The following is a 12,668-nucleotide window of genomic DNA, read 5'->3' as shown; positions in this document are numbered from 1 at the left end:
GAGCCTGACAGCGCTCGAGCGCCGAGAGCTCAGTCGGTCTCCACGACGAGCACGGGGATGCTCGTCAGCGACTCGACGCCCTTCGCGACAGAGGGGTTGACGAGCCTCGACAACAGGCTGCGCTCGGTGCTGCCAACGACGATCACGTCCACCTGCTGGCGTTCTGCTTCCGAGGCGATGGCTCCGGCCGGGTCACCAAGCCCTCCGATCGCCTCCGCGTCGTCGATGCCGCCGGCCTCTGCGGCCGCTTGGGCCTGGTCGCGAGCTTCTTCTTCGCGAGCGTCCTCGACGTCGCCCAGGTCGACGCCGTCGGCGATCACGACCGTCGAACGGCCATCGGCCCATACGTAGGGGTACGCGACGCCGAACGGGACCGACGTGACGGTGTCCGGCAGCACCACCTGGTCGCCGACGTTGATCGCGAAGTACTGGCTGTCGTCACCGAACAGTTCGTGGGCGCGGCGGGCGACGTGGACCGCGGTGTCGGAGTCGTCGAGCGCGACGAGCACTCTCGCCATTTCAAGTGCCTGCTTTCGTGGGTTCCGTGGGACGAGCCGGACTTACCCACCCCGTGGGTGCGTCGAAACCACCGGGAACAGCCAGTGCGGAGGCGGCGCGTCGCCGACGAGGTGCAGCACCTGCACCGCCCGGGTCATCGCCACGTACAGCAGTCGCGCGCCCCGGGCCGTGCCGTCGAGGATCTCTGCCGGGTTCACCACCACCACACCGTCGAACTCGAGCCCCTTCACGGCCTCCGGGGTGAAGAGCGGCACCCGGTCGTCGCCGGGCGCGCCGGCTGCCGACGCCACGGCGAACAGGCCGTCCGCGGCGAGCGCCTCGGTCAGTGCCGGGTGGAGGTGCTGAGGGGCGACGACACCGGTCAGCGGGTGGCGGTGCCTGACCAGGCGCACCTCCTCGGCGGCGGCCGCGGCCAGCCGCTCGGTGGGAACCACCCTGACCACCGGGGCGGCTCCCTCGAGGCGGACGCTGCGACTCGGTGCCGTCGAGACCGCGGTCATCGCCAGCAGCCGGTTCGCGACGTCGAGGATCGGCGCCGGCACGCGATAACCGATGGTCAGCTCGGCGACGTGGCCGGCCAGCGCGTCGAGGTGCGTGAGCACTGCGGACCAGTCCTCCTGGCCGGCCGGCGCCGTGCTCTGCGCCAGATCCCCGAGGATGGTCATCGAGCCGGTGGGGCTGCGCCGCCCGATCGCGCGCAGGGCGACTGCGGAGTGGTCCTGGGCCTCGTCGACCACGAGATGGCCGTAGGTGAATGGCGGGCCGTTCAGCAGTGAGTTCGCCTCGTCGACGAGCAACTGGTCCGCCGCCGTCCAGCGCCGGCGCTTGCCCCCGGGGCCGTAGCCGGCCGCAGCCAGCAGCTTGTCGACCACCCGTACGGGGTGCTGCGCGGGCCACGCACGCTGGAGCGCCTGCTGCAACGTTCGAGCGTTGGCCCACGAGTCGTCACGCCCCGTACGCCGCAGCAGCTCACGCTGGGCAGCCGCGCGCAATGCCTCGCGGCGGCGGTTGAGCGGCAGGCGCCCGTCGAGCACCTCTTCGATCCAGCCGGCCACCTCGCCGGCGGAGAAGACGAAGACGCGGGTCCCGATCGGCACCTGCACGTCGTCGTCGGGAGGCTTGATCGCCGCCAACAGGCGCTGCTCGAGCATTTCGACCATCGCGAGCGAACCCTTCTCCACCGCAGCTCCCGCAGGGTCGACGTCGGAGACGTCCACTCGCGGCGCGCACAGGTCGAGCACCGTGCACTGGCGCACCGCGCGCTCACCGAGGCTGGGCAGCACGTTCGCGATGTAGTCGAGGAACACCGGGTTGGGGCCGACCACCAGCACGCCGTCACGACTCAGCCGGCGCCGGTGCTCGAACATCAGGTACGCCGCGCGGTGGAGCCCGACGGCGGTCTTGCCGGTGCCCGGGCCGCCCTGCACGATCAGGCACTGGTCGGCCCGGGCGCGGATGACGACGTCCTGCTCGGCCTGGATCGTGGCCACGATCTCGCGCATCGCGCCCGTGCGGGCGGCGCCGATCTCGGCCAGCACCGGATCGGGGATGCCCGTGGCGACATCGGCCGCGGTCGGGTCGTCGAGGTGCTCGTCTAGATAGGCGGTGATCTCCCCGCCGGCAAGGGTGAAGCGCCGCCGGTGGACCAGGCCGAGCGGGTCGGCGACGGTCGCCCGGTAGAACGGCGCGGCGATCGGCGCCCGCCAGTCGACCACCACCGGCTCGTGCCCGTCGTCTTCGATGTGGCGCCGCCCGATGTACCACCGCTCGGGTGCGTCTCCCGGGCCAAGCGCTTCCTCGTCGATGCGCCCGAAGAAGTCGCCGGCACCCGGCGTGCGCAGGTCGTCGAGAGCCTCGGCGACGGTGATCTCGACGTACTCCTTCGTGATTTCGTCGGCCGCGGCCTCCGGGTCGACGTGCGCGAAGCGCTCGATCATCCGGTCTCGGCAGGCGCGCGCGAACGAGAGGCGCGCGCGTTCGGAGGCGAGCTCGGGGAAGACGTCGACGACAGGGGAGGCATCCACAGGGGTCGGCGATGCTAGTGGGCCCGCATGCGCGTGCCGAGCGGGTATCGCTACGCTCGTCCTCCATGGAGCACCAGCCCACCTCCGCCGCACCGCGCGACGCGAAGAGCGCCGCCGAGACCGCGGTGTCCACCCCTTCGCCGTCGACGCCTACGGGCGCCACCGGCGACCTGCTGATCGCCGAGGAGCTCCTCGTCGAGGAGATCTCGATCGACGGGATGTGCGGCGTCTACTGACGCCGCCTACTACTTCGCCGCCGGTGATGGCCGTCGCGCTCGACCGTGCCCTGGAGCTGCACCCGCAGGTCTCCGTGCGGCCCGAACCGTTCGGCGCGCTCGCCTACCACTACGGCAACAGGCGCCTCGTGTTCTTGAAACACCCCGACGTCGCCGGCGTCGTGAACGCCCTCGGCGACCACGCGTCGTTGCGCGGTGCGCTCGTCGCCTGCTCGATCGACGAGCGGCGTTGGCCGGCGTTCGTCGCCGCGCTCACCTCGCTCGAAACCTCCGAGATCGTCCGTGAGCGCCAACCCGCAACCGCTCGTTGAGCAGCTGAAGGGCGGCCTCGACGCCCCGATCTGCATCACGTGGGAGCTGACCTACGCGTGCAACCTGCAGTGCGTCCACTGCCTCTCGTCGAGCGGCACCCGTGACCCCCGCGAGCTCGACACCGCAGAGGCCAAGGCGTTGCTCGACGAGCTGGCTGCCCTCCAGGTGTTCTATGTGAACATCGGCGGCGGCGAGCCGATGGTGCGCCGCGACTTCTTCCCGATCGTCGAGCACGCGGTGGGCAGCGGCATCGGCGTGAAGTTCTCCACCAACGGCGCCTTCATCGACGCCGGGACGGCGCGGCGCTTGGCGGCGCTCGACTACCTCGACGTCCAGATATCCCTCGACGGTCTCGACGCCGCCACGAACGACGCCGTACGCGGCGCCGGTTCACACGCCACCGCCCTGGCGGCGATGCGCCATCTCCGCGATGCCGACTTCGGCCCGTTCAAGATCTCCGTCGTGGTCACCCGCCACAACGTCGACCAGCTCGACGGTTTCCGCCGCCTCGCCGACTCGTTCGGCGCCCAGCTCCGCATCACCCGCCTGCGACCCTCGGGCCGCGGGGCCGACTCGTGGGCCGAGCTGCACCCGACCGACGCCCAGCAGCGGGACGTCTACCGCTGGCTGCTCCAGCACGGCGACTCCGTGCTCACCGGAGACTCGTTCTTCCACCTCAACGCGCTCGGCGAGTCCCTGCCCGGGCTCAACATGTGCGGGGCCGGCCGGGTGGTGTGCCTGATCGACCCGGTGGGCGACGTGTACGCCTGCCCGTTCGTGATTCACGACGACTTCCGCGCCGGCAACGTGCGTGAGGCCGGCGGCTTCGCACGGGTGTGGCGGCAGAGCGCGCTCTTCGCGGAGCTGCGTGAGCCCCATTCCGCGGGTGCCTGCGCGAGCTGTGGCAGTTTCGACGCCTGCCAGGGTGGGTGCATGGCGGCGAAGTTCTTCACCGGCCTGCCCCTCGACGGCCCCGACCCCGAATGCGTTGTCGGTGCCGGCTCGACGCTGCTCGCGGCGGTCGACGCTCGACACAACCCGCGCCCGGCGGCCGACCACACCAAGCCGGTCACGCTCCGTCGCAAGCCGACCCTGGCCGCACCCTGATGGAGCTGCTCCAGCCCCTGTCCCTCGGGCCGCGCACCGCCCCCAATCGCGTGCTCTTCGGACCCCACGTGACCAACCTCGGCGACGACGACCGCGGCCTCACCGAACGCCACGTCGCCTACTACCTGCGCCGTGCCCGCGGTGGGTGCGGCACGCTCGTCGTCGAGGGCGCGAGCGTCCACGACAGCGACTGGCCGTACGAACGCGCCCCGCTGGCCGAGCGCTGCGCCGAAGGCTGGGCAGCCATCGTCGCCGCCTGCAGGCCAGAGGGTGCGCTCGTCGTGGCTTCGCTGGATCATGCCGGCGGTCAGGGCTCGAGCGCGTACAGCCAGGCGCCGCTCTGGGCGCCCTCACGGGTACCGGAGGTCAACTCTCGCGAGGTCCCGAAGTGGATGGAGCCCGACGAGATCGCCGCCGTGGTCGAGGGGTTCGCCGCCGCGGCCGAGCTCGCCGTCGAGGCGGGCTGTGACGGCGTCGAGGTGAACGCCGGCCAGCACAGCCTGGTACGCCAGTTCCTGAGCGGGCTGACGAACCACCGTGACGACGAGTGGGCGGACCGCCTGCTGTTCGCGCGTCAGGTGTTGGCTGCCGTGCGCGGCGTGCTCGGGCCGACCCACGTGCTCGGCCTGCGGCTCTCTTGCGACGAGCTCGCCCCGTGGGCCGGGCTCACCCCGGAGATGGCGCCCGGCGTCGCCTCCGAGCTGACCCACACCGGCATCGACTACGTCGTCGTCACGCGGGGGGCGATCTTCTCCGCGGAGAAGACGCGCCCCGACTTCCACGAGGCACAGGGCTTCAACACCGACGTGTGCGCGGCGGTCAAGGCCGAGCTGGCCGGGTGGGCGACGGTGGTGCTCCAAGGATCGGTCGTCGATCCCGCACTGGCGGAGCAAGCGATCGCCGGTGGCGTCGCCGACGCGGTCGAGATGACCCGTGCCCAGATCGCCGACCCCGACCTCGTGGCCAAGGTCGCCGCCGGAGCCGTGGGGCAGGTACGGCCGTGCATCCTCTGCAACCAGGCCTGCCAGGTACGCGACGCCCGGAACCCGATCGTGAGCTGCGTCGGTGAGCCCTCGAGCGGCCACGAGCAGGAGGACCCCGACTGGACCTCGCCGACCACCCGCCCCCGCGACGTGGTGGTGGTCGGCGGCGGGCCCGCAGGGATGGAGACCGCCCGGGTGGCCGCGCTGCGCGGCCACCGCGTCCGCCTCGTCGAGCGCGACGCCACGCTCGGCGGCCTCGCCCGGCACGGTCCGGGAGAACCGCTCGTGCGCTGGCTGGCCGCCGAATGCGAACGCCTCGGCGTCGACGTCGAACTGCTCGGCACTCCCGGGGTGGTCGCGTCCCCGGAGACGGTCGTGGTGCAGGCGACTGGCTCGCGCCGCGGCGAGCCGTCGTATGCCCTCGATGAGGACGTGTCGCCCGCTCAGGTGATCGACGTCGCCGATCTGCGCCGGGGTGAGAGCGCGCTGCCGCCGGCGGGCACGATCGTCGTCGTCGACCCCATCGGCGGCCCGATCGCGGTCGCGCTGGCCGAACAGCTCGGCGCCCGGGCAGTGCTCGTGACACCAGACCACGTCGCCGGCAACGAACTGTCCCGCAGCGGCGACCTGGCGCCGGCCAACGTCCGGCTGGCTCGGCTGGGCGTCGCGGTCGAGCGCCGCAGCATCGTGCGCCGCGTCCGCAGGCAGGGCGACGGGCTGGCGGTCGAGGTGGAGGACCGCTTCGCCGGCACGATCCGCTCGATCGAGTGTGCAGCAGTGGTCGACTGCGGGTTCCGGCTGCCCGACACCGCGCTGGCCGACGCAGACCTGCAGGCCGGCGACTGCGTCGCCCCCCGCACGTACCTGGAAGCGATCCTCGACGGTCGCCGCGCAGCCCTCGCCGTAGACGGCGTCTGAGATGCTCGCCGCAGCTCTGCTCGTGCCCGTCGCCTACGCGCTGGGCATGTTCCCGAGCGCCCAACTCGTAGCCCGCTCGAAGGGTGTCGACATCACCGCCGCCGGCTCGGGGAACCCCGGAGCCTCCAACGTCGGCCGCGTGCTCGGGCGCCGCCAGGGCGTCTACGTGTTCGTGCTCGACGGCCTGAAGGGCGCGGCCGCGGCGGCGGTCGGCTACGGGCTGGCCGGGCTTCCCGGCGGGCTGATGCTCGGCATCGCTGCCGTCGTCGGTCACGTGTTCCCGATCACCCGGGGGTTCCGCGGCGGCAAGGGAGTGGCCACCGCCGGCGGCTCGATGATCGTCCTGTACCCGTTGATCTCGCTCGGGATGTGTGCGCTTTGGTTGGTGACGTCGAAGATCTCCGGCAAGGCGTCGATCGGCTCGCTCGCGCTGGTCGTCTCGTTCCCGATCACGCTCGTCGCCGTCGGCAGGCCGATCGGAGAAGTGCTCGCCGTCGTCGGTCTCGCCGTGCTCGTCGCCTGGCGGCACCTGCCGAATGTCCGCCGCCTGATGTCGGGCACCGAGCCCGACATCAGCCCCACCCCTCGCTAGCGTTCCGAGCTGCAATGGCCTACCGCTTCCTCTGGACACCACAGCAGCTCGGCCCTGTCGCCACTCGGAACCGGCTCGTGTTCGGGGCTCACCTCACGAACTACGCGAGGGACGGCAGGCCGACCGAGCAGCACGCCGCGTACTACGCCGCGCGGGCCGCAGGCGGGGTGGGGCTCGTGATCACCGAGGAGCACTCCACCCACCCGACCGACTGGCCCTACGAGAAGCTGATCCACGGCTTCCGCCGCGAGGTCATCCCCGGGTATCGGCGGATCACCGAGGCCGTCCACCGTCATCGGGTGCCGATCTTCGCCCAGCTCAACCACAACGGCGGACAGGCGTCGAGCATGTACAGCCGACTGCCCGTGTGGGCGCCGTCAGCGGTGGCCGACCCGCTGTTCAGGGAGGTGCCGAAGGCGGTTTCGCTCGCCGAGATCGACGAGGTCGTCCACGGATACGCGACGGTGGCCGAGAACTGCGCCGAGGGCGGCTTCGACGGCATCGAGCTGCAGTGCAGCCATTCCTCGATCGTGCGCGGGTTCTTGTCGCCGCTCACGAACCGGCGCACCGACGACTACGGCGGTTCGTTGCGCAACCGCACCAGGTTGCTGACCGAGATCGTGTCGGCGGTACGCAAGGTGGTCGGCAACCGCCTGGCTCTCGGCGTGCGCATCTGCGGCGACGAGCTCGTCGACGGAGGCACCACGATCGACGATGCCGTCGCCATCGCCACCATCGTCGAGGCGACGGGTCAGGTGGACTACATCAACACCTCGATCGGTGTCGCTACCGCCAGCCTCCACATGATCGAGGCGAGCATGCACGTGCCTCCCGGGTACGCGATGTTCATCCCGAGCGCGATCCGCAAGACCGTCGACCTGCCCGTCGTCGGCGTCGGCCGGTTCAAGGACCCGCTGCAGGCGGAGCGGGCTCTGGCCGAGGGCCACTGCGACCTCGTCGGCGTGGTGCGCGGCCAGATCGCCGACCCCGACTTCGCCGTGAAGGCTCGGGCCGGGGCGACCGACGAGATCCGCCTGTGCCTCAGCTGCAACCAGGAGTGCGTCGGGCGGATGGGCCTCAACCGTTGGCTCGGCTGCATCGAGAACCCGCGCACCGGGCGTGAGCACGAGTGGTTGATCTCCCACCACAGCGATGCCACCGACAACCCGCGCAAGGTGATGGTGGTCGGTGCCGGCCCGGCCGGACTCCAGGCGGCCATCGCTGCTGCCCGCAAGGGCCACCAGGTGCACGTCTTCGAGCAGCATCTCCAGCCGGGAGGCCAGGTGCGTCTCGCGGCGAGCGTGCCGAATCGCGCCGAGTTCGGCGACATGATCCGCAACCAGGTCGCCGAGTGCCGCCGGCTCGGGGTGGAGATCACCTACGGCGTCGGGGTGTGGCCCGGCCTCGTCGCCGAGCAGCGGCCGGACCACGTGATCGTCGCCATGGGCGCCGAGCCTGCCCGGCCTTGGTGGGTGCCAGAGGGCGCCGACCACGTGTGCGACGTGCGCGCAGTGCTCGACGGATCGGCCCCGAACGGGGGTCCCGCAGAAGGCGACATCGTCGTCGTCGTCGACGAGCTCGGCTTCCACCAGGCCACCTCCGTGGCCGAGCTGCTCGCCGATCGTGGCTGCCGGGTAGAGGTGCTGACGAACGGGATGGTCGTCGGCCAGGACCTCGGGATCACCCTCGACATGGAGGGTTGGTGGATGCGGGCCGGGGCGAAGGGCATCGAGCAGTCCACCGACCTCGTCCCGATGGGCGTCGACGGCCAGACGTTGAAGCTGTTGCACCATCCGACCGGCGCCGAGGCCACCCGCATCGCCGATTGGGTGGTGCTCGCCGTACCCGCCAACCCGGTGGAGTGGCTCTACCACGAGCTGAAGGCGAAGGGCTGGAGCGTCGAGCGCGTCGGTGACTGCGTCGCCCCCCGCCGGGCGCACGCCGCCGTGGTCGAGGGCGAGCGCGCCGGCTCGGCGATCTGAGCCGACGAGCCTCTCCCGGCGAGGTTTGCCAGACTGGGGCGGTGAGCGAGCGAGCGGAGCCGGCCGTGGCAGTCGGCGTGGTGATGGGCTCGTCGTCGGACTGGTCGACGATGCAGCACGCGGTGGCCGTACTCGAGCGCTTCTCGATCGCCTACCAGGTGCAGGTGTTGTCGGCTCACCGCATGCCGGACGAGATGTTCGCCTATGCCGAGTCGGCGGCAGCGAGCGGGCTGCGGTGCATCATCGCCGGCGCGGGTGGCGCCGCCCACCTACCCGGGATGCTCGCCTCGAAGACCACGGTGCCCGTCCTCGGCGTGCCGGTGCCCTCACGGCACCTGGCCGGGCTCGACTCCCTCTACTCGATCGTCCAGATGCCCGCCGGCATCCCGGTGGCCACGTTCGCGATCGGCGAGGCGGGCGCCACGAACGCGGCCTTGTTCGCGGTTGCCATGCTCGCCCACGACGACGACGACCTGGCCCGCCGCCTGGACGCGGACCGGGCCGCTCGCCACGACCAGGCGGCGTCGTCGACGTTGCCGCCGCAATGAGCGTCTCCGCCCCCGGCAGACCGATCCTGCCACCGGCGACGCTCGGCATTCTCGGTGGCGGCCAACTCGGCCGGTACGCGTCGATCGCGGCCCGCACCATGGGCTACCGCACGGTGGTGCTGGAGCCCGACCCCCGCGCCCCGGCGGGCACCGTCGCCGACGAGCACGTCGTGGCGCCCTACGACGACCCCGCCGCACTCCAGCGCATCGGCGCGTCGTGCGCGGTGGTGACGACCGAGTTCGAGAATCCGCCCTCCGCTTCGCTCGACGCGCTCGCCGGGCTGACGTTCGTCGCTCCGTCGCCGCCGGCCGTCGCGCTCTGCCAGGACCGCCGCCTGGAGAAGCGGTTCCTGCAGCAGCACGGCATCCCTGCCGCGCCGTGCGCGGTGATCGAGGACGCGGGCGACCTCGACCGCGCGGCGTCGTCGATGCGCTTCCCGGCCCTCTTGAAGACCGCGCGCCTCGGCTACGACGGCAAGGGCCAGGTGGCCGTGTCCACCGCCGCAGAGTTGGCCAAGGCATGGGACGCGGTGGGCAACGTGGCCTGCGTGCTCGAGCAACGCCTGCAGCTCGACGCAGAGCTGAGCGTGCTCATCGCGCGCACGGCCAGCGGCCGCTCGGTGTCCTACCCCGTGGCCGAGAACCACCACGTCGACAGCATCTTGGACCTCACGGTGGTGCCCGCCCGCGTGGACCCGGCGCTCGCCGCCGCGGCGGTGGAGCTGGCCGACGCGATCGCCGAGGCGCTCGACTTCGTCGGCGTGCTGGCGGTCGAGCAGTTCGTCGTCCGTGACCACCTGCTCGTCAACGAGCTCGCCCCGCGCCCGCACAACAGCGGTCATTGGACGCTCGACGCGTGCGCGACGAGCCAGTTCACGCAGCAAGTACGCGCGGTGTGCGGCATCGGCCTCGGCCCGACGACGATGACCGCCCCCGCGGCAGCGATGGTGAACCTGCTCGGCGACCGCTGGATCGACGGCGAGCCGGATTGGACCGAGGTGCTCGACCACCCCGACGCCAGGCTCCACCTCTACGGCAAGCACGAGCCACGACCGGGGCGCAAGATGGGACACCTCACGGTCACGGCAGCAGACCCGTCCGCAGCGGCCGAGCTGGCGCTAGCTCTTCGCTCGCAGACCATCTGAGTCAGCGTCCGCAGGCGGCGGGCACCGGTAGGGTCGAGGGCCATGTGGGCCGCGTCGGGGATCCTCGGGGATCTCACCGAGTGGCTGAAGGACCTCAGCGGCAACTGGTGGTTTCTCGCCGCGATCTTCTTGGTCGCCGTGTTCGACTCGGTGATCCCGATCGTGCCGAGCGAGACGACCGTGATCGTCGGCGGCGTCGCCGCGAGTGCGGCGGGCACGGCGTCTTACCCGGTGTGGCTGGTGATCCTGTGCGGCGCGGCGGGAGCATTCGTCGGCGACAACATGTCGTATCAGATCGGCCTCCGGGCAAGCGGGTGGATGGCGCGGCGCGCGGAGAAGCGCCCCGCCACTGCCGAGCGCCTGGCGTGGGCGTCGAGACAGATCCAGCTCCGCGGCGGCCTGCTGTTGATCACCGCGCGGTTCGTGCCCGGTGGGCGCACCGCGCTCACCCTGTCGTGCGGTGTCACCCGCCAGCCGGCACGCTGGTTCGCCACCTGGGTGGCCGTCGCCGCGCTCGTCTGGGCGTCGTACGCGGCTCTGCTCGGCTACGTGTTCGGCGAGCGGTTCGAGGACAACCACACGCTGGCGTTCCTGCTCGCGTTCGGGGCATCGCTCGTGGTGACGATGCTGATCGAGGTGTTTCGCTGGATGCGCCGGCGCCGCCAGGAACGCCTCGCCGAGCGGCTGCTGTCAGCCTCGCGTGACGACGGTGTCGTCGGCGGGTGAAGGAAGCGTGAACGCGAGAACCACCGCGACGGCGAGCACGATCGCGGCGCCAACCTTCAGACCGATGCCGATGGCGTCTACGAACGCCGCCCGTGCAGCCACACGCAGAGCCTCGACACCGGTCTCTTCGGCGACGAGGTCGGCGCGGGCGACCGAGTCCTTGGCCAGCTCACGCAGCGGCTCGGGCAGCTGAGCGACTGCCGGTGAAAGCCGGTCTGCATAGACGCTGTTGACGATCGTCCCGATGATGGCGATGCCAATGGCGCCGCCCACCTCACGAGTGGTGTCGTTGACCGCCGAGCCCACACCTGCCTTCGCGGTGGGCACCGACGACATCAACCCGGCGGTCAGCGCAGCTACCGCCAATGCCGGCCCAAACGCCATCACCACCAGCGCCAGCGCGGTGCGCCAGTACGGCGTGTCCTGCTGCGAAAGGGAAAGCAAGAACAGCCCTGCCGAGGCCATCACGATCCCCGTCACGATCACGAGCCGCGTCCCGAACCGCTCGACCAGCTTGGGCCCGCGGGGTGAGACGAGGATCATCGTGATCCCGAAGGGCATGCCGCGCAGCCCGGCACCGAGCGGGCTGTAGCCCTTCACGTACTGCAGGTACTGGGTCAGCGTGAAGAACATCGCGAACATGCCGAAGAACACGAACGTGATCCCGAGCGCGCCGTTCGAGAACTTCGGGATCGCGAAGTAACCCATGTCGAGCATCGGCTCGGCAATGGCGCGCTCGTACAGGACGAATCCGACGAGAGCCAATACGGAAAGCGCAAACGCCCCGAGCGTGAGCGCGTCCGTCCATCCGAGCTCGGGACCTTGGATGATCGCGAACAGCAGCGCCCCGAAGCCGGTGAGCGACAGCAACGCCCCGCCGAGGTCGAGCTTGCGAACCTGCGGGTCACGCGACGACGGCGCCATCAAGGAGATCGCGACGAGCGCCACGAGAGCGATCGGTGCCGGCACCCAGAACACCGCCCCGAACCAGAAGTGCTCCACCAACGCGCCGCCGAGCAGCGGGCCGATGGCGCCTCCTGCCCCGGCGAAGCCCGCCCAGACCGCGATCGCCCGGCGGCGTTCGTGCGGCGGGAAGACGCTCGTGAGGAGCGACAGCGTCGAAGGCATGATCAGCGCTGCGCCGACGCCCATCACCCCGCGCATCATGATCAGCGAGTTCGGCGACTGCATCACCGCGCACAGCGTCGACGCCACCGCGAAGATGACGAGGCCGACTTGGAGCGCACCCTTGCGGCCGTAACGGTCGCCGAGCGCCCCCGCGGGCAGCAGCAGGCCAGCGAACACCACTGCGTATGCGGCCACGATCCACAGCAGCTGGGTATCGGAGGGGCGCAGCTCTCGCGCGATCGAGGGGATGGCGACGTTGACCGAACTGACCGTGGCGACGACCAGCACCAGGCTGAGGCACAAGACGGCGAGGATCACGGAGCGGCGGTGGTACACCTCGGGGTCGATGCCGTGGGTGTCGATGGCGGCTGCAGCCGCGTCGGAGCTCGTGGTCATGAATGCCTCAAACGAACGAGGCTAGTGCTGGGCGCAAAGATCCTCCGAGTAC

12 protein-coding genes are annotated in these 12,668 nt (G+C 71.1%); 9 read left to right on the top strand and 3 right to left on the bottom strand.

Going from position 1 to position 12,668, the window contains the following annotated elements; all coding sequences use genetic code 11:
• Positions 1–29: 29 nt before the first annotated feature.
• Complete coding sequence (locus IPM43_10830) at positions 30–518, bottom strand: universal stress protein (GenBank protein ID QQS23912.1); 489 nt, start codon at positions 516–518, stop codon at positions 30–32.
• A gap of 42 nt (positions 519–560) precedes the next feature.
• Entirely contained in the window at positions 561–2,543 is a 1,983-nt protein-coding gene (locus tag IPM43_10825; protein QQS23911.1) for an AAA family ATPase, read from the bottom strand.
• 65 nt (positions 2,544–2,608) lie between these two features.
• On the opposite strand from IPM43_10825, the gene mftA reads away from it, so the two are divergent.
• From mftA to IPM43_10780, 9 genes are all read left to right on the top strand, one after another.
• Positions 2,609–2,779: a mycofactocin precursor gene (gene mftA / locus IPM43_10820; GenBank protein ID QQS23910.1), complete on the top strand. Its 171-nt coding sequence runs from the start codon at positions 2,609–2,611 to the stop codon at positions 2,777–2,779.
• 26 nt (positions 2,780–2,805) lie between these two features.
• Positions 2,806–3,090: a mycofactocin biosynthesis chaperone MftB gene (gene mftB / locus IPM43_10815; GenBank protein ID QQS23909.1), complete on the top strand. Its 285-nt coding sequence runs from the start codon at positions 2,806–2,808 to the stop codon at positions 3,088–3,090.
• Complete coding sequence (gene mftC / locus IPM43_10810) at positions 3,062–4,198, top strand: mycofactocin radical SAM maturase (protein ID QQS23908.1); 1,137 nt, start codon at positions 3,062–3,064, stop codon at positions 4,196–4,198. Before mftB ends, mftC begins: the two co-directional genes overlap by 29 nt.
• Positions 4,198–6,099, top strand: coding sequence for a mycofactocin system FadH/OYE family oxidoreductase 1 (locus IPM43_10805; protein QQS23907.1), 1,902 nt, complete (start codon positions 4,198–4,200; stop codon positions 6,097–6,099). Before mftC ends, IPM43_10805 begins: the two co-directional genes overlap by 1 nt.
• Before the next feature lies 1 nt (position 6,100).
• On the top strand, positions 6,101–6,691 hold the full coding sequence (locus IPM43_10800) for a glycerol-3-phosphate acyltransferase (protein QQS23906.1): 591 nt from the start codon (positions 6,101–6,103) through the stop codon (positions 6,689–6,691).
• A gap of 14 nt (positions 6,692–6,705) precedes the next feature.
• Positions 6,706–8,673, top strand: coding sequence for a mycofactocin system FadH/OYE family oxidoreductase 2 (locus IPM43_10795; GenBank protein QQS23905.1), 1,968 nt, complete (start codon positions 6,706–6,708; stop codon positions 8,671–8,673).
• An 83-nt stretch (positions 8,674–8,756) separates the two neighbouring features.
• Positions 8,757–9,221, top strand: coding sequence for a 5-(carboxyamino)imidazole ribonucleotide mutase (gene purE, locus IPM43_10790; protein ID QQS26436.1), 465 nt, complete (start codon positions 8,757–8,759; stop codon positions 9,219–9,221).
• Entirely contained in the window at positions 9,218–10,366 is a 1,149-nt protein-coding gene (locus IPM43_10785) for a 5-(carboxyamino)imidazole ribonucleotide synthase (GenBank protein QQS23904.1), read from the top strand. The genes purE and IPM43_10785 overlap by 4 nt, the downstream gene beginning before the upstream one ends.
• A gap of 42 nt (positions 10,367–10,408) precedes the next feature.
• The gene (locus IPM43_10780) at positions 10,409–11,092 is read left to right on the top strand and encodes a DedA family protein (protein ID QQS23903.1); all 684 of its coding nucleotides are present in this window, start codon (positions 10,409–10,411) and stop codon (positions 11,090–11,092) included.
• Here the strand turns inward: IPM43_10780 and IPM43_10775 are convergent.
• Positions 11,057–12,616 carry an MFS transporter gene (locus IPM43_10775; GenBank protein QQS23902.1) on the bottom strand — a complete coding sequence of 520 codons (1,560 nt, stop codon included), beginning with the start codon at positions 12,614–12,616 and terminating at the stop codon, positions 11,057–11,059. The two genes, IPM43_10780 and IPM43_10775, sit on opposite strands and share 36 nt — an antisense overlap.
• Positions 12,617–12,668 lie beyond the last annotated feature (52 nt).

It is taken from the genome of Actinomycetota bacterium, from assembly GCA_016700055.1.
Lineage (GTDB): Bacteria > Actinomycetota > Acidimicrobiia > Acidimicrobiales > Ilumatobacteraceae > Kalu-18.
Note: the sequence above shows the minus strand (reverse complement) of the source record. Positions and strands in the feature narration are given on the sequence as shown.

Bases quoted from the DNA above. Each gene is read 5' to 3' on its own strand.
- mftB (QQS23909.1), top strand. From the start codon at position 2,806: ATGGCCGTCGCGCTCGACCGTGCCCTGGAGCTGCACCCGCAGGTCTCC.
- IPM43_10795 (QQS23905.1), top strand. From the start codon at position 6,706: ATGGCCTACCGCTTCCTCTGGACACCACAGCAGCTCGGCCCTGTCGCC.
- IPM43_10785 (QQS23904.1), top strand. From the start codon at position 9,218: ATGAGCGTCTCCGCCCCCGGCAGACCGATCCTGCCACCGGCGACGCTC.
- IPM43_10775 (QQS23902.1), bottom strand. From the start codon at position 12,616: ATGACCACGAGCTCCGACGCGGCTGCAGCCGCCATCGACACCCACGGC.
- purE (QQS26436.1), top strand. From the start codon at position 8,757: ATGGGCTCGTCGTCGGACTGGTCGACGATGCAGCACGCGGTGGCCGTA.
- IPM43_10805 (QQS23907.1), top strand. From the start codon at position 4,198: ATGGAGCTGCTCCAGCCCCTGTCCCTCGGGCCGCGCACCGCCCCCAAT.
- IPM43_10800 (QQS23906.1), top strand. From the start codon at position 6,101: ATGCTCGCCGCAGCTCTGCTCGTGCCCGTCGCCTACGCGCTGGGCATG.
- IPM43_10830 (QQS23912.1), bottom strand. From the start codon at position 518: ATGGCGAGAGTGCTCGTCGCGCTCGACGACTCCGACACCGCGGTCCAC.
- mftA (QQS23910.1), top strand. From the start codon at position 2,609: ATGGAGCACCAGCCCACCTCCGCCGCACCGCGCGACGCGAAGAGCGCC.
- IPM43_10780 (QQS23903.1), top strand. From the start codon at position 10,409: ATGTGGGCCGCGTCGGGGATCCTCGGGGATCTCACCGAGTGGCTGAAG.